The following is a 20,655-nucleotide window of genomic DNA, read 5'->3' on the forward strand; positions in this document are numbered from 1 at the left end:
GCTCGACAGCTGCTTGTATCTCGACTATCGCTCCGTCAGGAGTAATAGTTCTCGACTGATCATCGAGGGAGGGACTTGGAAGCCGCACAGCTGCTTAGGCTTTTAGCCTGTAACGTAGATCGGGCTCCAACCCTCCACACTCACTCGTGTAATTCGTACGGTATCTTAGGCCCGCCTTCGGCGAGAGCCTGCATTTGCAAGCTTGGACAGAGTGCAGTGATGATCGTAATCGACCTGATTGGGAGAGGGGTATGACCAGTTTCGTTGGCGTAGATGTTGCTAAAAACACGTTTGATATTGCTACACACCTGCCAAACGGCAAGCACAAAACCAAGGCCAAGCTGAGCAACGATGCCAAGGGTTTCAAAGAGTTTGAAGCCTGGTTGAACAAGCATGTTGAGTCTTCTGCTTTGATCGTGATGGAAGCAACCAGCGTCTATCACTTAGAGCTTGCTGAGTTCGTTTACAACAAGGGTTATCAAGTCTGCGTCGTCAATCCAGCCACAGCTCATTCGTACGCTGGAAGCGAACTTCGTCGGATCAAAACCGATAAAAGCGACGCCAAATTACTTGCCGACTTCGCCCGGGAAAAAAATGAAAAGCTGAAGCTTTGGGCACCAGAACCACTGAGGTATCGCCAGTTGAAAGCCATGGTTCGTCGTCTGGATGACCTTCAGGAGATCGAGCAAATGGAGCGTAATCGACTCGAAGTGTCCGATGAAAAGGTCAAGGCCTCCATCAACTCGGTGTTGCGGCATATCGAAAAAGAGATCACTGAAACGCATAAAACGATTAAAAAACACATTGATGATGACCCGGACATGCGCCAGATGCGCGACTTGATCGTCACCATCGATGGCATCGGGCAGAAAACGATTGAGCGGCTGCTGGCCGAGCTGGGCGACCTACGTAAGTACGACGATCCTCGTAAACTGGTTGCAGCTGCCGGTCTTAACCCTAAGCTCCATGATTCAGGCCAGTTAAAGGGGCGCTCGACGATCTCAAAAATTGGTTCGGTACGCGTACGGGCGGGTCTCTACATGCCAGGTCTTGTTGCGTTGAAGCATAACGAGGCGATCAAAGCCATGAAGGACCGCTTGAAGGCCAACGGCAAGGCCCCCAAGCAGATCATTTGTGCTGCGATGCGCAAGCTGCTGCATTTTGTTTACGCCGTGCTCAAGTCGGGCCAGCCTTATGACCCGAATTTTGCTCTTGTCCGGTGAGGTTCAAGACGGTATCTACGGGGGGGCGGTGCTGGGTAATACGGCATCAGCGTCAGAACTTGAGTTCTACCTCTCCGAGCCGCCCCCCATGCGGTCCGAAGCTTCGCTCCACCATCCGCCGCGTGCCATCGGCATTCACAATCAACGCCGTGCTCGCCCGCGTCCCATAACTGGGACTGGCGATAAACACACTCGACAGCAGACTCTCCGTCGCCAACCCCACGCCGGTATCGGGCAAGTCAGCAAACGACGCCGTCTGCGGGTCGCTCAAAATCTCCAGTAACGCTTCCGGCTGCGGGTCTGCCAGCACCTCGCTCAACGCCGCCTTGGCCTTAAGCAACTTCGGCCACGGCGTGTCCAGCCCTGCATTGGATAACCCATAAACGCCGGCCTTCAGTTGCGTCGGCTCGGTGTCATTGGCGTTGTAGTGCCACAACGCTTCCCGCGTCCCCACCAGCAGGTTAAAACCGGCATATTCAATCGATCGGCCGTTAACGTCGGCAAGATACTCGTCAATCGGTAGCGAACCACTGAGAAACCGCGCCACGAGTTCCCCACGGGACTTGCGTGCGGGTGGCTGGTGCGGGTCGCGGATGTTGGTCAGGGCTGCAAAACGCCCATCGGCATTGACCCCCAGCCAGGTGCCGCCCGCTTCCTGGTCGCGGCCGGCGTAGACCTCGGGCGTATCCGGCCATTGGGCCAGCGGCAGGCTGGGGCGGGCGTAGAATTCATCACGGTTGGCCGCGACGATCAGCGGTTGGGCGTGGCCCGGCCGCCAGGCAAAAACAATCAGGCACATCAGGCGATTTCCTTTTGTGTTTTTAGCCACTCTACCCACACCGGCAGCAGCGTTCCATCGTATCCAGTTGGGTCGCATGCCTTCCATCCGTTAACATGCCGGACTTGGTTTGGGGGCTCCCATGGAATTTCTGCTGTATTTGCTGCTGGGCGCGTGCGCGGGTGTGCTCGCCGGGCTGTTTGGCGTGGGCGGCGGGATCATCATCGTGCCGGTGCTCGTGTTCAGCTTCACCTTGCAGGGCTTCGACCCGCAGGTGCTGACTCACCTGGCCGTGGGCACGTCCCTGGCGACGATCATCTTTACCTCGGTCAATGCCGTGCGTGAGCACCACCGACGTGGCGCGGTGCGTTGGCCGATCTTTGTATGGATGACCGTGGGCATCCTGATCGGCGCCGGTTTTGGTGCGCTGACCGCCGAGGCTATTTCCGGCCCCAACTTGCAGAAGATCATCGGCGTGTTCGCGCTGATCATCGCCGTGCAATTGGCCCTTGAGGTCAAGCCCAAGGCCAGCCGCACGGTGCCCGGCAAGCTTGGCCTGACCCTGGCCGGTACAGTGATTGGCTGGGCTTCGGCGATTTTCGGCATCGGCGGCGGCTCGCTGACCGTGCCGTTTTTGACCTGGCGCAGCGTACCGATGCAGCAGGCGGTGGCCACCTCATCGGCCTGTGGCTTGCCGATTGCCCTGGCCAGTGCATTAAGTTTCATGATTCTGGGCTGGCATGACCCGCTGTTGCCCGCTCATAGTCTAGGGTTCGTGTATTTGCCGGCGCTGCTGGGCATTGCCCTGACCAGCATGGTGTTTGCCCGTTTCGGCGCGCGCCTGGCGCACCGGTTGTCGCCGCGTCTGTTGAAGCGGCTGTTCGCCGCACTGCTGTTTTGCGTCGGTTTGAATTTTTTGCTGTAACGCAGGCTTAATCGCGCCCGGGCATGGTCCGGTCGCCATAACGAATGATTTAACGAGGAGTCGCAATGCTGCCTTACCCGCAGATCGACCCGGTGGCCCTGGCCATCGGTCCGCTGAAAATCCACTGGTACGGGTTGATGTACCTGATCGGCATCGGCGGTGCATGGCTGCTGGCCTCCCGGCGCCTGAACCGTTTCGACCCGACCTGGACCAAGGAGAAGCTCTCCGACATGGTGTTCTGGTTGTCGATGGGCGTTATTGTCGGCGGACGACTGGGGTATGTGCTGTTTTACGATCTCTCTGCCTACATCGCCAACCCGACGCTGATCTTCGAAGTGTGGAAAGGCGGCATGGCCTTCCACGGTGGCTTTATCGGCGTGATGATCGCGGCCTGGTGGTTCGGCCGTCGTAATGGCAAGTCGTTCTTCCAGTTGATGGACTTCGTCGCGCCACTGGTGCCGATCGGCCTGGGTGCCGGGCGTATTGGTAACTTCATCAATGCCGAGTTGTGGGGCAAGCCGACCGACGTGCCGTGGGCCATGGTGTTCCCGCCGTTCAGCGACCCGGCGCAACTGCCGCGCCATCCGTCGCAGCTGTACCAGTTCGCGTTGGAAGGCGTGGCACTGTTCCTTATCCTGTACCTCTTCTCGCGCAAACCGCGCCCGACCATGGCCGTTTCCGGCATGTTCGCGCTGTTCTACGGGATCTTCCGTTTCATCGTCGAATTCGTGCGCGTGCCGGATGCACAGCTGGGCTATCTGGCCTGGGGCTGGCTGACCATGGGCCAGGTGCTCAGTATCCCGATGATCCTCGTCGGCCTGGGCCTGCTGTGGTGGGCGTACAACCGTCCGCAACCGCTGAAGAACACCGCGCTTTAAATTCGAATGCCGGGGCCTGCAAGGTCTCGGCTTCAACGATACAGGTAATGACATGAAGCAATATCTCGAACTACTGAACGACGTCGTGACCAATGGATTGACCAAGGGCGATCGCACCGGCACCGGCACCAAGGCCGTGTTCGCCCGTCAGTATCGGCATAACTTGGCCGACGGCTTCCCGCTGCTGACCACCAAGAAGCTTCACTTCAAAAGCATCGCCAATGAGCTGATCTGGATGTTGAGCGGCAACACCAACATCAAGTGGCTGAACGAAAACGGCGTAAAAATCTGGGACGAATGGGCCACCGAAGAAGGTGACCTGGGGCCGGTGTACGGCGAACAGTGGACCGCCTGGCCGACCAAGGACGGCGGCACGATCAACCAGATCGACTACATGGTGCACACGCTCAAGACCAACCCCAACAGCCGCCGCATCCTGTTCCACGGCTGGAACGTCGAGTACCTGCCGGACGAAACCAAGAGCCCGCAGGAAAACGCGCGCAACGGCAAACAAGCCCTGCCACCGTGCCACCTGCTGTACCAGGCGTTCGTACATGACGGCCATCTGTCGATGCAGTTGTACATTCGCAGTTCCGACGTGTTCCTCGGCCTGCCGTACAACACCGCCGCCCTGGCGCTGCTGACCCACATGCTGGCCCAGCAATGCGACCTGATCCCCCACGAGATCATCGTCACCACCGGCGACACCCACGCCTACAGCAACCACATGGAACAGATCCAGACCCAGCTGGCGCGCACGCCGAAGAAGCTGCCGGAACTGGTGATCAAGCGTAAGCCGGCGTCGATCTACGATTACAAGTTCGAAGATTTTGAAATCGTGGGCTATGACGCTGATCCAAGCATCAAGGCCGACGTGGCTATCTGAAGGCTGTCTTGGTCTTAAGGTGTCGGCTTGTGTGGGAGGGGGCTTGCCCCCGATAGCGGTGGATCAGCTAAGTATTTGGTGGCTGAAACTCCGCATCTGGGGCAAGCCTCCTCCCACATTTGAACCGCGTTTGCTTGAATTAATGGCCGTGGCTTCTGCCCACATGTGAGGGTTCGGCCTCGTTGGCGGCAACACCTCCGCTGACCTCCAACTGCTGCAAAATCCCACACTGATCCCCGCCGCCGCAGCGTTGACGCAGGTCCAGCAATTGCTCCTGCAACGCCAACAGCCCGTCAATCCGCGCTTTCACATGGTGGATATGCTCGTCGATCAAGGCATTCACGTTTTCACACTGGTCCTGAGGGCTGTCCCGTAACCCGAGCAAACTGCGGATCTCTTCCAGGGTCATGTCGAGGCTGCGGCAGTTGCGGATAAAGATCAGCCGCTCGGTGTGCGCCTGGGTGTACACGCGGTAGTTGGCGTCGGTGCGTGCCGGGGGTGGCAGCAGGCCTTCTTTCTCGTAATAACGGATGGTTTCCACCGGGCAGTCGGTCAGTTTGGCCAGTTCGCCGATCTTCATCGCAGCAATCTCCAAATGGGTGCTTGACCCTATAGTGGCTACAGGGTCTTTACTTGGCAACAGGCACCTTTACGGACGCGACAGAATGAGCGACTCCCTCCATACCCCGCACAAACATGACCACGACCATGATCATGGCCCGAAGAAACTCACGCCAGTGCATGACCACGGTCATGGCGGTTCCTGCTGTTCCGGCGCGCTCGCGTCTGCGTTGGTGCAACTGAGCGAGGCGTCGACTGCCGGCTCACGCCTGAGCACCTTCCGCATCGAAGCCATGGACTGCCCCACCGAGCAGACGCTGATCCAGAACAAACTGGGCAAGCTCGCTGGTGTGCAGCAGCTGGAGTTCAACCTGATCAATCGCATCCTCGGCGTCACCCATGACCTGCCGAGCACCGCGCCGATCATCGATGCGATCAAATCCCTGGGCATGCAGGCCGATCCGATCGTGGAGGGCACCCCGGCTGCCGAGCCGCCCGCCAAGAAGCATTGGTGGCCGCTGGCGTTGTCCGGTGTCGGCGCGTTGGGCGCTGAAATACTGCACTTCACCAACGCTGCGCCGACCTGGGTCATCGCCATCGTGGCGCTGGTGTCGATCCTCAGCGGCGGCCTCACCACCTATAAAAAGGGCTGGATTGCCCTGAAAAACCTCAACCTGAACATCAACGCGCTGATGAGCATCGCGGTGACCGGCGCCATCCTGATTGGCCAGTGGCCGGAAGCGGCGATGGTGATGTTCCTGTTTACCGTGGCCGAACTGATCGAAGCCAAGTCCCTGGACCGTGCACGCAATGCCATTAGCGGCTTGATGCAGATGACACCGGAACAGGCCACGGTGCGGCAGGCCGATGGCAACTGGATTGAACAGGAAGTTAAAAGCATTGAACTTGGAGCAATCGTGCGGGTAAAGCCCGGCGAGCGCATTGGCCTGGACGGTGAAGTCACCGCCGGCCAATCCACCATCGACCAGGCGCCGATCACCGGTGAAAGCCTGCCGATTGAAAAGAGCGTGGGCGATAAAGTCTTCGCCGGCACCATCAACCAGGCCGGCTCCCTGGAGTACAAGGTCACGGCGGCCGCCAACAACTCCACCCTGGCACGCATCATCCATGCGGTGGAACAGGCCCAAGGCGCACGGGCACCGACCCAGCGTTTTGTCGACAGCTTCTCGAAAATCTACACCCCGGCCGTGTTCCTGTTCGCCCTGGGCGTGGCCGTGATACCGCCGCTGTTCATGGCCGGCGCCTGGTTCGACTGGATCTACCGCGCCCTGGTGCTGCTGGTGGTGGCTTGCCCTTGTGCGTTGGTGATCTCCACCCCGGTGACCATCGTCAGCGGCCTCGCGGCTGCGGCGCGCAAAGGCATCCTGATCAAGGGCGGTGTGTACCTGGAGGGCGGTTACAAGCTTGACTACCTGGCCCTCGACAAGACCGGCACCATCACCCACGGCAAGCCGGTGCAAACCGACTACCTGGCGCTGTTCCCCAATGTCGAAGACAGCGCCCCGGCCCTGGCTGCCAGTTTGGCCGGGCGTTCCGACCACCCCGTGTCCCTGGCAATTGCCTTTGCTGCTGTGGATAAAAACCTGCCTATGCACGTTGTGGATAACTTCGAAGCCCTGGCCGGTCGCGGCGTGCGCGGCGATATCAATGGCCAGACCTACCACTTGGGCAATCACCGCCTCGTGGAAGACCTGGGCTTATGCTCGCCGGAGCTGGAGGAAAAGCTGTTCGCCCTGGAGAAACAAGGCAAGTCCGTGGTGCTGCTGCTCGACAAGTCCGGCCCGCTGGCACTGTTCGCGGTGGCCGACACGGTCAAGGACAGCAGCCGCGAAGCCATCCAGCAGTTGCATGAGCTGGGCATCAAGACCCTGATGCTCACTGGCGACAACACCCACACCGCCCAGGCGATTGCCGCCCAGGTCGGCATCGACCAGGCCCAGGGCGACCTGTTGCCCACCGACAAGCTGCAAGCCATCGAAGCCCTCTACGGCCAAGGCCACCGGGTGGGTATGGTCGGCGACGGCATCAACGACGCCCCGGCCCTGGCCCGCGCCGAGATTGGCTTCGCCATGGCCGCAGCAGGTACCGACACCGCCATCGAGACCGCCGACGTGGCCTTGATGGACGATGATTTGCGCAAGATTCCGGCATTCATTCGTTTGTCGCGGCAAACGTCGAGTATCCTCAAGCAGAACATCGCCCTGGCGCTGGTGATCAAGGCAATCTTCCTGGTGGTCACCTTCCTGGGCCTGGCCACCATGTGGATGGCGGTGTTCGCCGACATGGGCGTGGCCCTGCTCGTGGTGTTCAATGGCCTGCGCCTGTTGCGCAAATAGAGGATGAGAGGGTGGTGTGCTGAGTGCCGAGTTGAAGGCGTTTTTTATGGTTGCCCGCCTGGGCAGCATCACCCAGGCGGCGAAAAAACTCGGCTTGAGCCAGCCCACCGTCACCACCCAGATTCGCAACCTGGAAAGCCAGTACGGCGTTGAGCTGTTCTACCGTGGCGGGCGCCGCCTCACTGTCAGCGACGAGGGTGCGCGCCTGCTGCCGATGGTCAAGACGCTGCTGCAGCAGGAAGCGGACATCGAGTTTTTCCTGCGCAACAGCGGCCAGGTTCAGGGCGCGCTGAGGATTGCCGCGACAGCGCCGTACTACATCCTCGATCTGGTCAAAGCCTTTCGCGAACGCCTGCCGCAGGTGGAGGTGTCGGTGGAAATCGGCAACTCCCAGCAGGTACTCGAAGCGCTGGACGATTACCGCGTCGATGTCGCGGCATCCTCGCAGTTGCTTGAAGACCCGCGCCTGATCCGCCGCGTGCTGGGCACCGATCCACTGGTGTTGGCGGTGCACCGCAATCACCCGCTGGCCAAGCTCGACCATGTGCCGCTGGGTGCGTTGGCGGGGCATACGCTGTTGATGCGTGAAGCGGGCTCCACCACGCGGCGGCTTACGGAAGAGATGCTGCAAGGTGCGGGCGTGAGTTATGGGCCGCTGCTGGAAATCGGCAGCCGTGAATCGATCCGCGAAGCGGTGCTGCGCAATATCGGCATCAGCATCATCGCCCGCCAGGAAGTGCCCCACGATCCGCAGTTGCGGGTGCTGACCATCGAGAATGCGCCGCAGATTCCGGAGTACCTGTACTGCCTCAAGGAACGAAAAGGCGCTCGTCTGCCGGCGGCGTTTCTAGGGTTGGCGCAGGAAATGTCGCCGATTTAAAGCCTTGTAGTGGCTTTGGGGACCAATCGGGGGCAAGCCCCCTCCCACAGGTGACCGCATTTCCATGTTGGAACTCGGTCAAATGTGGGAGGGGGCTTGCCCCCGATTGCGGTAGACCAGACAACCCGTCTCTAAATTGCCTACCCAAATCTGCGAATACCACTATCGCCGCGTTTTGCCTTTCTGCCATAAGAGGGACGCATTGCCTGCCTAGCATGGCCTTCATCAGTTTGATGAGGTGCCACCATGAACACAGTCCTGACCCAACCCGGCGCGCCGATGAAAGTGCGCGGTATCCAGAAACGCTTCGGCGCCTTTACGGCGTTGGACAATGTCTCCCTGGACGTGGCAGCCGGCGAGCTGGTGTGCCTGCTGGGCCCTTCCGGCTGCGGCAAGACCACGTTGCTGCGCTGCATCGCTGGCCTGGAGCGCCAGGACAGCGGCGAACTTTACCTGGGTGATCGGGATGTTTCCCTGCTGCCGCCCCAAGCTCGGGACTACGGCATTCTGTTCCAGTCCTACGCGCTGTTTCCCAATCTCACCGTCGAAGCGAACATCGGCTACGGCCTCACCGGCAGCGGTCGCGATGAAGTGCGCCAGCGCGTCGGACAGATGCTTGAACTGGTGGGGCTACTCGGCAGTGAAAAGAAATACCCCGGTCAACTCTCCGGCGGTCAGCAGCAGCGCGTCGCCCTGGCCCGTGCACTGGCACCGGCCCCGTCGTTGCTGTTGCTGGATGAGCCAATGTCGGCCCTCGACGCCCGCGTTCGCGAACACCTGTGCACTGAGCTGCGCCAGCTGCAACGGCGCCTCGGTATCACCACCCTGATGGTCACCCACAACCAGGACGAAGCGATGTTGATGGCCGATCGCATCGCCGTGATGAACAACGGCAAGGTCGAGCAATACGCCACGCCTCAGGAAATCTACGACCGCCCGGCTACGCCGTTTGTGGCGGAGTTTGTCGGCCAGGGCAATTGGCTGCCGTTCAGCCGCAACAGTGCCAGCCATGCCCAGGTCGGCGGGATGAACATGCGCCTGGCCGAGGATGCCGGCGTGGCCAAGTCCGGCCGGCTGTTCTGCCGCCCGGAAGCGATCAACGTCAACCCGCCGGTGCATGAAGAAAACCTGTTCCCGGCCAAGGTCCGCGAGATTACCTTCCTCGGCAACCGCTGCCGCATGAGCTTCGAGCTGGAGCAACTGCCCGGCCATCCGCTGCTTGCCGAACTGGCCCCGGAAGCCATGCCGCGCCTGGGCGCCCAGGACATCTGGGTAGCCTTGCCGCCGCGCAGCCTGCAGGTGTTTGCCTGAGATGGCCGCTGTCATGACGCTGCCGCGCCAAGTGTCCCGCGCCGAAACCGGCGACCGTATTTTCGTGGTCGGCGGCAAACTGCTCTGGCTGTTGCTGCTGGGCATCGCCGTATTGCTGCCACTGCTGGCGATCTTCTGGCGCGGCTTCAGCAGTGAAGCCGGGCAGGGCGGTGGTCTGGTCGCCGCACGTGAGTTGGTCACCAGCACCAACTTCCACTGGCTGCTGGGCAATAGCCTGAAAGTCTCCCTCAGCGTAGCGGCCATTGCCGTACCGCTGGCCTACCTGTTTGCCTACGCCCTGCAACGCACGTTGATTCCCGGCAAGGCCCTCTGGCGCGGCCTGTCGCTGCTGCCGTTGATGGCACCGTCGATGCTGCCGGGGATTGCGCTGGTCTACCTGTTCGGTAACCAGGGCATGTTGCGCGGGTTGCTCTCGGACAACATCTACGGCTTCTGGGGCATTGTGCTGGGCGAAGTGATCTACACCTTCCCACATGCCCTGATGATTTTGCTGTCGGCGCTGTCCCTGGCCGATGCGCGCTTGTTCGACGCAGCCTCAAGCATGGGCGCCAGCCCTGCGCGGGCGTTCCGCAGCATCACCTGGCCGGCCACGCGCCAGGCGGTGTTTGCCGCGTTCTGCCTGGTGTTCACCCTGACCATTACCGACTTCGGCGTGCCCGTGGTGGTGGGTGGTGATTACCAGGTGCTGGCGCTGGAGGCCTACAAGGCAGTGGTCGGCCAGCAACAGTTCGGTCGCGGTGCGTTGATCGGCATGGTGTTGCTGCTGCCGGCGCTGTTCAGCTTTGGCGTCGACGCCTGGTTGCGTCGTCGCCAAGGTGACGGCATGAGTGGCCGTGCCCAAGTCTTCCAGCCGGTGCCGTCGCGTGTACGGGATGGCTGCTACCTGCTCATCGTGCTGCTGATCTGCGCCGTGTTGCTGCTGGTGTTCGGCATGGCGGTGTACTCCTCGTTGGTGAAGTTCTGGCCGTACAACCTGTCGCTGTCGCTCAGCCACTATCAGTTCGAAGACACGGCCGGCGGCGGTTGGCTGGCCTATCGCAACAGCCTGACCCTGGCGTTGTGCACGGCGTTGATCGGCAGCGTATTGATCTTCACCGGCGCCTACCTGATGGAAAAGACCAAGGGCCAGAAGGGCCTGAACCTGGCACTGCGCATGCTCAGCTTTGTGCCGATGGCCGTGCCGGGGTTGGTGTTGGGCCTGGGCTACGTGTTCTTTTTCAATCTGAGTGGCAACCCGCTGCATGTGTTCTACGGCACCATGACCCTCCTGGTGGTGTGCACCATTGCTCACTATTTGACCACCGCGCAGATGACCGCCACCACCGCGCTGCGCCAGTTGGACGCCGAGTTCGAAGCGGCGGCGCTGTCGCTCAAGGCGCCGCTGTATCGCCATTACTTAAACGTCACGGTACCGATCTGCCTGCCGGCGCTGCTGGACATCGTGCGCTACCTGTTTGTGTCGGCGATGACCACCGTGTCCGCCGCGATCTTCCTCTACAGCCCTGACACCATCCTCGCCGCCGTCGCCGTGTTGAACATGGACGATGCCGGCAATGTGGGCGGCGCGGCGGCCATGTCCACCCTGATCCTGTTCACCTCAGGCAGCGTTTCGCTGCTGCTGGCGTGGGCTTCACGTGGCGCCTTGCGCCGCTCCCAAGCCTGGCGCCAGACCGCGCCCGGCCAATAAAACATCCCTGAAGGAGGTGCTCCATGTTCAAGCCCCTGGCGCTGGTCGCTGCCGTACTCACTGCATTCAGCCTGAATGCTTTCGCCAAGACCGAGTTGACCGTGTACACGGCCCTTGAAGCCGAGCAGTTGAAGACCTACAAAAAAGCCTTCGAGCAGGCCAACCCGGACGTCGAGATCAAATGGGTGCGCGACTCCACCGGCATCATTACCGCCAAGCTGCTGGCCGAAAAAGACCGCCCCCAAGCCGACGTGGTCTGGGGCCTGGCCGCGTCGAGCCTGGCGATCCTCGATCAGCAAGGCATGCTGGACAATTACGCCCCCAAGGACCTGGACAAGATCGGCAAGAATTACCGTGACGCCGCTAACCCACCGGCCTGGGTCGGCATGGATGTGTGGGCCGCGACTATTTGCTTCAACACGGTCGAAGCCGAGAAACAGGGCCTGACCAAGCCGGTGAGCTGGCAAGACCTGACCAAGCCCGAGTACAAGGGCAAGATCGTGATGCCCAACCCTGCATCGTCCGGCACCGGCTTCCTGGATGTGAGCGCCTGGCTGCAAACCTTCGGCGAGAAGCAGGGCTGGCAGTACATGGACGACTTGCACCAGAACATCGGCCAATACGTACATTCGGGCTCCAAGCCTTGCAAGCTGGCGGCGTCCGGTGAATTCCCGATCGGGATTTCCTTTGAGTACCCAGCCGTGCAACTGAAGCGCCAGGGCGCACCGCTGGACATCATCCTGCCGAAGGAAGGCCTGGGTTGGGACATCGAAGCCACCGCCGTGATCAAGGGCACCGCCCATGCGGAGGCGGCGAAAAAACTCGCGGATTTCTCCGCCAGTACAGCGGCAATGGACCTGTACAAGGACAACTTTGCCGTGCTCGCCCAGCCGGGGATCGCCAAGCCGCAGACTGAATTGCCGGCCGACTACGAGCAGCGTTTGATCAAGAACGACTTTGCCTGGGCGTCGAAGAATCGCGACAGCATTTTGACCGAATGGCGTAAGCGCTATGACGGGAAGTCGGAGAAGGTGGCGGGGCAGTAAGGTTTTCGTTAGGGCTACTGGCCTCATCGGGAGCAAGCCCCCTCCCACATTTGGAATGCGTACCCCTGTGGGAGGGGGCTTGCCCCCGATGGCGGTCTTGAAAACAGGACATCACTTCATGACACAACTACTGATCATCGGCGCCGGCATCCTCGGCCTGTCCCACGCCTACGCCGCCGCCAGGCGCGGGCTCAAGGTCAAGGTGTTCGAGCGCAGCGCCGCGCCACTGGGCGCCTCGGTCCGCAACTTCGGCCAGGCCCTGGTCACCGGGCAGCCGCCGGGGCCGATGCTCGACCTGGCACGGCAAAGCCGTGACATCTGGGGGCATTGGGCACAGGAGGCGGGCCTTCAATTGAAGCGCAATGGCTCGTACCTGTTCGCCCGCACCGACGCGGAAGAACACCTGCTGGAAGCTTTCTGCGCCGGTCGTGCGCAAGAGTACGGCTACAACGTTGAGTTGCTGCAAGGCGCGGCCATGAAGGATCTGTATGGCGGCCAGTTCCGCCATCACCGTGCCGCGCTGCATGGCAAGGACGACCAGCAACTGTATTCGCGCGAGGCGATACCGGCGCTGATCCACTACTTGAGCCAGCAACTGGGTGTGGAATTTTACTTCTCCACCCTGGTGCGTGACGTGGAGCCGGGCCAGGTGCACAGCACGGCGGGCAGCTTTCGTGGCGAGCAAGTCATCGTCTGTTCCGGCCACGATTATCAAACCCTGTTGGCCGAGAGCATCGCCGAACTCAACCCGCAGATCTGCCGCCTGCAAATGCTGCGCGCCCGGCCTGCGCTCAACCTCAACCTGCAACATGCCTTGCTCACCGGCCTCAGTTGCGTGCATTACGGCGCCTTTGCCGACCTGCCTGAAGCCGCGTCGGTACAGGCGCAGATTCTGCGCGATGCGCCGCACTTGCATGCACACGGGATTCACCTGCTGATCAGCCCGACGCCCCATGGCGAACTGATCATCGGCGACTCCCACGACTATGGCAGCGACGCCTCGCCGTTCAATGCCGAACAAGTGGATGACTGGATGATCGAGTTGGCCGAGCAGACCTTGGGTTGCAAGATCCAGGTGGTGGAGCGCTGGCAGGGTGTCTACGGTGCCAGGGGCCCGGCGCCGTTTTCGTTCGTGCAGGCCGCACCTGGCGTGAGCGCCGCCCTGATGCACACCGGCGTGGGCATGAGCGTGGGGCCGGCGATGGCCGAGCGCAATATCACCGCACTGTGGGGAGACGCTTAATGAACCCGGAACGTGCGATTGCCGAAGTCTTTGGTGTGTACGAGCAGCACGGCACGGCGGATTACATCGGCGAGCCGGTGTCGCAGATCGAGCACATGTCCCAGGCCGCGCAATTGGCCATGGCCGAAGGCTTCGATGATGAGGTGGTGCTGGCGGCGTTCTTCCACGATATCGGCCATCTCTGTGGCCAGGATGGCGAGAACATGGGCGGTTATGGTGTGGTCAGCCATGAACGGTTGGGCGCCGACTATTTGCGTCGCGCAGGCTTCAGTGAACGCATGGCCAGGCTGGTGGAGTACCACGTCGAAGCCAAGCGCTACCTGACGTTCAGCCAGCCGGACTACTACGCACGCTTGAGCGAGGCCAGCCGCCGCACCCTGGGTTACCAGGGCGGCGTGATGACGGCCGAGGAGGCCCGGGCGTTTGAGCAGGACCCGTTGTTTCAGGTCAGCCTGCGCATGCGCCACTGGGACGAACAGGCCAAGGCAATGCACGTGCCAGTGCTCGACCTGGAGGTGCTCAAGGCCAAGGCCCGGCAGCTGCTGGCGGCTTAAGTCTCGTCGAGGCGCTGGGCCAGGGCTTCGACCTGTTCCTGGCGCTCGGCCTGGCTCAGTTTGGCCTGGGGGTTGAGGGACGACCATTGCGGGTGGGCGCGGGCCTTATGCAACGCGTCCGGCAATTTGCCTTCGCGCCAGGTCTTGTCCTGGGGCGTATCGACCTTGATGCTGTGCATCGCCGCATGGCCGCGCAGGTTCAGGGCCTTGAGCAACTGGCGCTGACGCAGGGCGAGCAGGCGCAGCACGCTGTCGTCCACGGTCAGCTCGCGTTGGCCTTTGATCTTGCCCAGCAGGCGGCTGCCGTAGCTGCGTGCGGTCTGCAACGCGCCACCGGCGATGGCGCCCGCCAGGGCGGCGGCGCCGAGGGTCAGCCCGCCGACCAGCAGGTCCACACCGGCACCGGCCGCCGCGCCCGCGGCAATACCACCGCCCACGCGCACGCCGAGTTGCTTGAGGGTTTCCGGGTTGAACAGGTCATCACCCCAGCGGCCGTCGAGCAACGGCAAGTCGCTGGCGGCAGCGTCCTGGGGACGGAAGCCGAACAGCTTGAGCAAGGCCTCCACGCATTTTTGTTCGCGCTGACGCACCGCCTTGCGCAAATCGCTGATGGCTTGTTGCTCATCTTCAGTCACCACGCTGCGTCGGCACGCGGCGCAGTCGATCAGCAATTCGGCAATCAACCGTGCGGCGCTCTGTTGACGGGCCTGGCGCTGGGCTTGCTGGTCGAGGATCAAGCGCTGCAACTGCGGCCGGGCGTTTTCCAGCAGCAGGGCGAGGCTTTCATACAAGCGACGTTCGCCGTCTTCCGGCGGTGCGACGCTGTCGAAACGCACCAGCGCATGCAGGCCGAGGCGCGCCAGGGCTTCACGCCAGTCCGGCTCGCGGTGGTCGCTGCTGCTGACGAAGTTGAGCACCGGCAGCAACGGTTTGCCGCAACTGGCCAGCACTTGCAGTTCATCACGGTACTTGGCCAGCACCGGCTCGCGAGCGTCGATCACATACAGGCCGGCGTCCGAGGCCAGCAGTTGGCGCAGCACCTTGGCTTCCTGTTCGAAACGCTGGCGGGCTTCGCTGCCCTCCAGGAACCGCGCCAGGCGGGCCGGGCCGTCCAAGCGTTCGCCGGGGCGATCCAGGCGTTCCAGGTAATCGAGCAGGGCGATGGCATCTTCCAGGCCGGGTGTGTCGTACAACTCCAGCAAGGCTTCGCCGTCGACCGACAAGCGCGCACCTTCGACATGCCGCGTGGTGCTGGGGCGATGGGAGACTTCACCGAAACCGACATCACGGGTGAGGGTGCGCAGCAACGAGGTCTTGCCGACGTTGGTGTGGCCGACCACGGCGAGTTTCAGTGGTTTAGTCATGACCGGTCTCCAGCCAGTTCAACGGCGCGCAGTCGGCGAACGGCAGCTCCAACTGTTGCAGCGCGCTGTGCCAGTCGCCCAGGCGCTCGGCATCCAGCGCCTGGCCGGGCGGGGCTTGCAGCAGCCATACACGAGTAGCGGCGGCGCTGCGTGCGAGTTCGGCGATCAGCGCCAGGCTGCCACGGTCGGGCGAACGGCGCGGGTCGCAGGCGATGGCCAGGCGCGCGGGTGGGAAGCGGCTGAGTTGCTCCAGGAGCTTGTTGCGCGATTCGCGGTTGTCGAGGATGCCGGCGTGCTTCACATTGACCGGCAGCTTGGGTGGCCAAGGGTGCTGATCGTCCAGCTCGATGGCGACGAGTAAGGCGCCGTCGCTTTCCAGCTCACTGACGCCGCCGGTGACGTGGTGCAGCTGTTCCGGCGCGGCGTCGTTGACCCCAAGGCGCTCGCTGCTGGGCATCAGGCGTTCGCGCAGTGGGCTGTAGCCGGGCAGGTTGAGGTCCAGGCGCAGGGCGGCGCGCCCGCGTTTCCAGCGCCACAGGCACAGCAGGGCGAGGATCAATCTTGGCAGCAGGCCGTAGACCAGCAATACCCCGACCAACCAGGCGGCCCAGGCCTGGCGGGCGCTTTCGATGTTCAGGGCGGAGTCGCCGCTGGCACGGATCATCTCGACGGTCGGCACATTGAAGCCCAGCAGGGCGGGCAGGGTGCCGAGGGCCTGGGTCACGGCGACAAAGGTGTCGGCGCCGAGGATGGTGGTTTCCCACACAAAGCCGTAACGGCGGGTGGCGAGCAGCGTCAGCAGAATCACCAGCGCGCTGAGCAGCGCCAGCAACCACAGGCTGTTGACCAGCACGCCCACTGCCCAGCGATTGAGTTTCTGCCGTTGCAGCAACAGCAGCAACGCCGGGGCCAGTTGGGCGGCCTTGGCATCGCGCGCAAGCTTTTCACTCAACCACAACCACAAGCGCCCGAGGCTGGCGCTGTGTTCGCCGGCAAACAACAGCCCCAACGCCCAGCTCAACAGCAGGATCAGGTTCAGGCCGAGCAGGCTGCCCAGGGCCCAGAACACATTCACTGGGGTCAAGCCGTTGCCCAGCGCCGCAAAGGCCAGGCCCGCACCGCTGATGACGGCCACCACCGCCAGCAGCACCAGCGCCAGGCGTGCACCTTGCAGCCAGCGCGTGAGGGCGGCGGTCAGGCCGTCGCGTTCGGCGAGGTGCAGGGCGCGCTGTTGAATGCGCGTCGGCAGGTCGCCGCCCGCTGTGCGGGCGAGGCGATTGGCTTCCTGGTCTTCCAAGGGGCCGGCGTGTTCTTCACGCAGGCGCACGGTTTCCGTCAGCCAGAGTTTGTGCAGGGGGGTCAGTGCTGTCACGCGCCATCCTGTTGTGTTCGTGAGCCTGGAGCATAACTGCTGACTCGCACCTCTGGTATTCTCGTCGCCATGAAAAAAACTCTCCCTTTAAGCCTGATCGCAGCCCTCGGTGAAAACCGCGTGATCGGCGTCGACAACAGCATGCCCTGGCATTTGCCGGGGGATTTCAAATATTTCAAGGCCACCACGCTCGGCAAGCCGATCATCATGGGGCGCAAGACCTGGGACTCCCTGGGCCGACCGCTGCCGGGGCGCTTGAACATTGTGGTCAGCCGTCAGACCGATCTGGCGCTGGAAGGTGCGGAAGTTTTTCCGTCACTCGATGCCGCCGTGGCGCGGGCTGAAGCCTGGGCGCTGGAGCAGGGCGTGGATGAGCTGATGCTGATCGGCGGTGCGCAGTTGTATGCGCAGGGGCTGGAACAGGCGGATCGCCTGTACCTGACGCGCGTGGCGCTGAGCCCGGAGGGGGATGCGTGGTTTCCGGCGTTTGATGCGAGCCAGTGGAGGTTGGTTTCCAATCTGCCGAACCCCGCCGAAGGTGATAAGCCGGCTTACAACTTCGAAGTCTGGGAAAAAGCCTAAAAGCATCGGGAGCAAGCCACCTCCCACACTCGATCGCATTCTCATGTTGGAGCTCGATCAACTGTGGGAGGGGGCTTGCCCCCGATGGCGGCCTATCAGGCCTGCGCTAACTCCGCATGCTCATCCGCATCCAACAACGCTTTATCCGTCTGCCCCATGACCTGGCTGGTAATCGCCCCCGCCGTCATCGAACCATTCACGTTCAGCGCCGTGCGACCCATGTCGATCAACGGCTCCACGGAAATCAGCAGCGCCACCAGTGACACCGGCAAGCCCATGGCTGGTAGCACGATCAACGCGGCAAAGGTCGCGCCGCCGCCTACGCCCGCCACACCGGCCGAACTCAGGGTCACAATCGCTACCAGGGTCGCGATCCACAGTGGGTCCAGCGGGTTGATGCCCACGGTCGGCGCTACCATCACCGCCAACATGGCAGGGTAGAGACCGGCGCAGCCGTTCTGGCCGATGGTCGCGCCAAACGAGGCGGCGAAGCCGGCGATGGACTGTGGGATGCCCAGGCGACGGGTCTGCGCTTCAATGCTCAGTGGGATCGCCGCCGCGCTGGAGCGGCTGGTGAAGGCAAACGTCAGCACCGGCCAGACTTTGCGGAAGAAGCGCAGTGGGTTGATCCCGGCCAGGGACAGCAGCAGGCCGTGTACCACGAACATCAGGCCCAGGGCCAGGTACGACACCACGACAAAACTGCCGAGCTTGATGATGTCCTGCAGGTTGGAACCGGCGACTACTTTGGTCATCAGCGCCAGTACACCGTACGGGGTCAGCTTCATCACCAGGCGCACCAGGCGCATTACCCAGGCTTGCAGGGTGTCGATGGCGTTGAGGACCTTCTGGCCTTTTTCCACGTCATCCTTGAGCAGTTGCAGTGCGGCAACCCCGAGGAATGCGGCGAAAATCACCACGCTGATGATCGACGTCGGCTTGGCCCGGGCCAGGTCGGCGAACGGGTTGGCTGGCACGAACGAGAGCAGCAATTGCGGGATATTCAGGTCGGCGACCTTGCCCGCGTAATCGTTCTGGATCACTTGCAGGCGCGCCATTTCCTGGGTGCCGGCCACCAGGCCTTCGGCGGTGAGGCCGAACAGGTTGGTCAGGCCGATACCGATCAACGCTGCAATCGCGGTGGTGAACAACAGGGTGCCGATGGTCAGGAAACTGATCTTGCCCAGGGACGCTGCGTTATGCAGGCGCGCCACGGCGCTGAGGATCGAGGCAAATACCAGCGGGATCACGATCATTTGCAGCAGTTGCACGTAACCATTACCAACCAGGTCGAACCAGCCGATGGAGGCTTTGAGCACTGGGTTGCCGTCGCCATAGATCGTGTGCAAAGCCGCACCGAACAGCACGCCCAGGACCAGGGCGAACAGGACCTTCTTGGCGAGGCTCCAGTGGGTGCGACGGGTTTGTGCCAGGCCCAGCAACAGGGCCACGAACACCAGTAAATTGAGAATCAGGGGCAGATTCATTGAAGCTCCGTTGAGAAGGCAGCCAATCGCGTGAGCCTGCGATTGCGAACCGGAAAGCCTAACAGCTTGAAATATATTGATTTAATACCAATATGGAATGGTGGCTGTCGTTTTTGGAATAAGCGTTTGACGCTCAGGTGTATGCCGCTGGCGGGATCAGGATGTGCACTGTCGTGCTCGACATGGGAACTGTCACAGGGATTTGTTAGCGTCGATGTCTTTCACTCAGGGAGACAACGCCTATGAAGCTCGCGCCGAAACTACTGGTATCCGCCGTACTTTGCCTGGGGCTCGCCAGCCAGGCGTTTGCCGCCACCGAGTTGAAACACTGGCCGGCACCTGCCGCCAAACAACTGAACGAGATGATCGCCGCCAACGCCAACAAGGGTAACTTCGCGGTGTTCGACATGGACAACACCAGCTACCGCTACGACCTCGAAGAGTCCTTGCTGCCCTACATGGAAAACAAGGGCCTGATCACCCGCGACAGCCTCGACCCGTCGCTCAAGCTGATGCCGTTCAAAGACACGGCCGACCATAAGGAAAGCCTGTTCAGCTACTACTATCGCCTCTGCGAAGTCGACGACATGGTCTGCTACCCGTGGGTTGCGCAGGTGTTTTCCGGCTTCACCCTCAAGGAACTCAAGGTGCAGGTGGATGAGTTGATGGCCTCCGGCAAACCGGTGCCGGTCAGCTATTTCGAAGGCGACGTGGTGAAGAAGTCCGAGGTACAGCCGCCGAAAGTATTCACAGGCCAGGCCGAGCTGTACAACAAGCTGATGGAAAACGGCATCGAGGTGTACGTGATGACTGCCGCGTCGGAAGAACTGGTGCGCATGGTCGCCGCCGATCCGAAGTACGGCTACAACGTCAAACCTGAGAACGTCATTGGCGTGACGACCTTGCTCAAGGACCGCAAGACCGGCGAACTGACCACCGCACGTAAACAGATCGCCGCCGGCAAATACGACGAAAAAGCCAACCTTGGCCTGGAGTTGACCCCCTACCTGTGGACCCCGGCAACGTGGATGGCCGGCAAGCACGCGGCGATCCTGACCTACATCGACGAATGGAAAAAACCGGTGATCGTCGGCGGCGATACGCCGACCAGCGACGGCTACATGCTGTTCCACGATGTGGACGTGGCCAAGGGCGGCATCCACCTGTGGATCAACCGCAAGGACAAATACATGACTCAACTTAACGGCATGATGGCCAAGCATGCGGCGGCCCAGGCCAAGGAAGGGTTGCCGGTGACGGCCGACAAGAACTGGGTAATCGTCAAGCCTGACGAGATTCAGTAACACCAAGTCGCCTGCATCGCAGGCAAGCCCGCTCCCACCGTTGAAGGTGTTCACACATCAAAATGTGGGGGGGGCTTGCCCCATATGCGCTAACCAAATCTCCCACTCCATAGCTCATCTTGCTGGTATCCCCGTTTTCGCGGGGATTCACGCAGTTTCCGACTTATCGTTCCCCACTCTTCAAGGCAAGTAAATA

18 protein-coding genes are annotated in these 20,655 nt (G+C 61.7%); 13 read left to right on the forward strand and 5 right to left on the reverse strand.

Features of this window, described 5'->3' with window-relative positions; genetic code table 11:
- Positions 1 to 251: 251 nt before the first annotated feature.
- On the forward strand, positions 252 to 1,223 hold the full coding sequence (locus FIV39_RS32495) for an IS110 family RNA-guided transposase (RefSeq protein ID WP_090401137.1): 972 nt from the start codon (positions 252 to 254) through the stop codon (positions 1,221 to 1,223).
- A gap of 52 nt (positions 1,224 to 1,275) precedes the next feature.
- Here the strand turns inward: FIV39_RS32495 and FIV39_RS32500 are convergent, their stop codons facing one another.
- The gene (locus FIV39_RS32500; RefSeq protein WP_090401606.1) at positions 1,276 to 2,022 is read right to left on the reverse strand and encodes an NRDE family protein; all 747 of its coding nucleotides are present in this window, start codon (positions 2,020 to 2,022) and stop codon (positions 1,276 to 1,278) included.
- A 121-nt stretch (positions 2,023 to 2,143) separates the two neighbouring features.
- On the opposite strand from FIV39_RS32500, the gene FIV39_RS32505 reads away from it, so the two are divergent.
- From FIV39_RS32505 to FIV39_RS32515, 3 genes are all read left to right on the forward strand, one after another.
- Positions 2,144 to 2,926, forward strand: a complete 783-nt coding sequence (locus tag FIV39_RS32505; RefSeq protein WP_090401607.1) for a sulfite exporter TauE/SafE family protein — start codon at positions 2,144 to 2,146, stop codon at positions 2,924 to 2,926.
- 65 nt (positions 2,927 to 2,991) lie between these two features.
- Positions 2,992 to 3,804, forward strand: a complete 813-nt coding sequence (lgt, locus tag FIV39_RS32510; protein WP_090401608.1) for a prolipoprotein diacylglyceryl transferase — start codon at positions 2,992 to 2,994, stop codon at positions 3,802 to 3,804.
- Between the two features lie 52 nt (positions 3,805 to 3,856).
- A complete protein-coding gene (locus FIV39_RS32515) occupies positions 3,857 to 4,690 on the forward strand; it encodes a thymidylate synthase (RefSeq protein WP_090401609.1) in 834 nt (277 codons plus the stop codon).
- A 139-nt stretch (positions 4,691 to 4,829) separates the two neighbouring features.
- Here the strand turns inward: FIV39_RS32515 and cadR are convergent, their stop codons facing one another.
- A complete protein-coding gene (cadR, locus tag FIV39_RS32520; protein WP_090401610.1) occupies positions 4,830 to 5,270 on the reverse strand; it encodes a Cd(II)/Pb(II)-responsive transcriptional regulator in 441 nt (146 codons plus the stop codon).
- Positions 5,271 to 5,355: 85 nt separating this feature from the next.
- Here cadR and FIV39_RS32525 point away from each other — a divergent pair, with 85 nt between their 5' ends.
- The 7 genes from FIV39_RS32525 (at position 5,356) to FIV39_RS32555 (ending at position 14,350) form a co-directional block, all read left to right on the forward strand.
- Positions 5,356 to 7,608 (forward strand): heavy metal translocating P-type ATPase, encoded by a 2,253-nt coding sequence (locus tag FIV39_RS32525; protein WP_090401611.1) that lies wholly within the window; start codon positions 5,356 to 5,358, stop codon positions 7,606 to 7,608.
- A 16-nt stretch (positions 7,609 to 7,624) separates the two neighbouring features.
- The gene (locus FIV39_RS32530) at positions 7,625 to 8,488 is read left to right on the forward strand and encodes a LysR family transcriptional regulator (RefSeq protein WP_090401612.1); all 864 of its coding nucleotides are present in this window, start codon (positions 7,625 to 7,627) and stop codon (positions 8,486 to 8,488) included.
- 246 nt (positions 8,489 to 8,734) lie between these two features.
- Positions 8,735 to 9,799 carry a putative 2-aminoethylphosphonate ABC transporter ATP-binding protein gene (locus FIV39_RS32535; protein WP_090401613.1) on the forward strand — a complete coding sequence of 355 codons (1,065 nt, stop codon included), beginning with the start codon at positions 8,735 to 8,737 and terminating at the stop codon, positions 9,797 to 9,799.
- A 1-nt stretch (position 9,800) separates the two neighbouring features.
- The gene (locus FIV39_RS32540) at positions 9,801 to 11,507 is read left to right on the forward strand and encodes a putative 2-aminoethylphosphonate ABC transporter permease subunit (protein WP_090401614.1); all 1,707 of its coding nucleotides are present in this window, start codon (positions 9,801 to 9,803) and stop codon (positions 11,505 to 11,507) included.
- Positions 11,508 to 11,530: 23 nt separating this feature from the next.
- A complete protein-coding gene (locus FIV39_RS32545; protein ID WP_090401615.1) occupies positions 11,531 to 12,553 on the forward strand; it encodes a putative 2-aminoethylphosphonate ABC transporter substrate-binding protein in 1,023 nt (340 codons plus the stop codon).
- Positions 12,554 to 12,671: 118 nt separating this feature from the next.
- Positions 12,672 to 13,796 (forward strand): TIGR03364 family FAD-dependent oxidoreductase, encoded by a 1,125-nt coding sequence (locus FIV39_RS32550; RefSeq protein WP_090401616.1) that lies wholly within the window; start codon positions 12,672 to 12,674, stop codon positions 13,794 to 13,796.
- Positions 13,796 to 14,350 (forward strand): phosphonate degradation HD-domain oxygenase, encoded by a 555-nt coding sequence (locus FIV39_RS32555; protein ID WP_090401617.1) that lies wholly within the window; start codon positions 13,796 to 13,798, stop codon positions 14,348 to 14,350. The genes FIV39_RS32550 and FIV39_RS32555 overlap by 1 nt, the downstream gene beginning before the upstream one ends.
- Here FIV39_RS32555 and FIV39_RS32560 read toward each other — a convergent pair.
- On the reverse strand, positions 14,347 to 15,714 hold the full coding sequence (locus FIV39_RS32560; RefSeq protein ID WP_090401618.1) for a DUF3482 domain-containing protein: 1,368 nt from the start codon (positions 15,712 to 15,714) through the stop codon (positions 14,347 to 14,349). The genes FIV39_RS32555 and FIV39_RS32560 overlap by 4 nt on opposite strands.
- Positions 15,707 to 17,086, reverse strand: a complete 1,380-nt coding sequence (locus FIV39_RS32565) for a DUF2868 domain-containing protein (protein WP_090401619.1) — start codon at positions 17,084 to 17,086, stop codon at positions 15,707 to 15,709. The genes FIV39_RS32560 and FIV39_RS32565 overlap by 8 nt, the downstream gene beginning before the upstream one ends.
- Positions 17,087 to 17,155: 69 nt before the next feature.
- Between FIV39_RS32565 and FIV39_RS32570 the strand changes: the two genes are divergently transcribed.
- The gene (locus FIV39_RS32570) at positions 17,156 to 17,668 is read left to right on the forward strand and encodes a dihydrofolate reductase (RefSeq protein WP_090401620.1); all 513 of its coding nucleotides are present in this window, start codon (positions 17,156 to 17,158) and stop codon (positions 17,666 to 17,668) included.
- Positions 17,669 to 17,763: 95 nt separating this feature from the next.
- Here the strand turns inward: FIV39_RS32570 and FIV39_RS32575 are convergent, their stop codons facing one another.
- Positions 17,764 to 19,155, reverse strand: a complete 1,392-nt coding sequence (locus FIV39_RS32575) for an L-cystine transporter (RefSeq protein WP_090401621.1) — start codon at positions 19,153 to 19,155, stop codon at positions 17,764 to 17,766.
- 242 nt (positions 19,156 to 19,397) lie between these two features.
- Between FIV39_RS32575 and FIV39_RS32580 the strand changes: the two genes are divergently transcribed.
- Positions 19,398 to 20,459: an HAD family hydrolase gene (locus FIV39_RS32580; protein WP_090401622.1), complete on the forward strand. Its 1,062-nt coding sequence runs from the start codon at positions 19,398 to 19,400 to the stop codon at positions 20,457 to 20,459.
- The last annotated feature ends 196 nt before the right edge of the window (positions 20,460 to 20,655 follow it).

The organism is Pseudomonas grimontii, from assembly GCF_007858185.1.
GTDB classification, from domain to species: Bacteria; Pseudomonadota; Gammaproteobacteria; order Pseudomonadales; family Pseudomonadaceae; genus Aquipseudomonas; species Aquipseudomonas grimontii.

Coding starts and splice junctions, on each gene's coding strand:
- FIV39_RS32515 (WP_090401609.1), top strand. CDS start 3,857: ATGAAGCAATATCTCGAACTACTGAACGACGTCGTGACCAATGGATTG.
- lgt (WP_090401608.1), top strand. CDS start 2,992: ATGCTGCCTTACCCGCAGATCGACCCGGTGGCCCTGGCCATCGGTCCG.
- FIV39_RS32505 (WP_090401607.1), top strand. CDS start 2,144: ATGGAATTTCTGCTGTATTTGCTGCTGGGCGCGTGCGCGGGTGTGCTC.
- FIV39_RS32495 (WP_090401137.1), top strand. CDS start 252: ATGACCAGTTTCGTTGGCGTAGATGTTGCTAAAAACACGTTTGATATT.
- FIV39_RS32550 (WP_090401616.1), top strand. CDS start 12,672: ATGACACAACTACTGATCATCGGCGCCGGCATCCTCGGCCTGTCCCAC.
- FIV39_RS32580 (WP_090401622.1), top strand. CDS start 19,398: ATGAAGCTCGCGCCGAAACTACTGGTATCCGCCGTACTTTGCCTGGGG.
- FIV39_RS32575 (WP_090401621.1), bottom strand. CDS start 19,155: ATGAATCTGCCCCTGATTCTCAATTTACTGGTGTTCGTGGCCCTGTTG.
- FIV39_RS32535 (WP_090401613.1), top strand. CDS start 8,735: ATGAACACAGTCCTGACCCAACCCGGCGCGCCGATGAAAGTGCGCGGT.
- FIV39_RS32545 (WP_090401615.1), top strand. CDS start 11,531: ATGTTCAAGCCCCTGGCGCTGGTCGCTGCCGTACTCACTGCATTCAGC.
- FIV39_RS32570 (WP_090401620.1), top strand. CDS start 17,156: ATGAAAAAAACTCTCCCTTTAAGCCTGATCGCAGCCCTCGGTGAAAAC.
- FIV39_RS32500 (WP_090401606.1), bottom strand. CDS start 2,022: ATGTGCCTGATTGTTTTTGCCTGGCGGCCGGGCCACGCCCAACCGCTG.
- FIV39_RS32555 (WP_090401617.1), top strand. CDS start 13,796: ATGAACCCGGAACGTGCGATTGCCGAAGTCTTTGGTGTGTACGAGCAG.
- cadR (WP_090401610.1), bottom strand. CDS start 5,270: ATGAAGATCGGCGAACTGGCCAAACTGACCGACTGCCCGGTGGAAACC.
- FIV39_RS32560 (WP_090401618.1), bottom strand. CDS start 15,714: ATGACTAAACCACTGAAACTCGCCGTGGTCGGCCACACCAACGTCGGC.
- FIV39_RS32540 (WP_090401614.1), top strand. CDS start 9,801: ATGGCCGCTGTCATGACGCTGCCGCGCCAAGTGTCCCGCGCCGAAACC.
- FIV39_RS32525 (WP_090401611.1), top strand. CDS start 5,356: ATGAGCGACTCCCTCCATACCCCGCACAAACATGACCACGACCATGAT.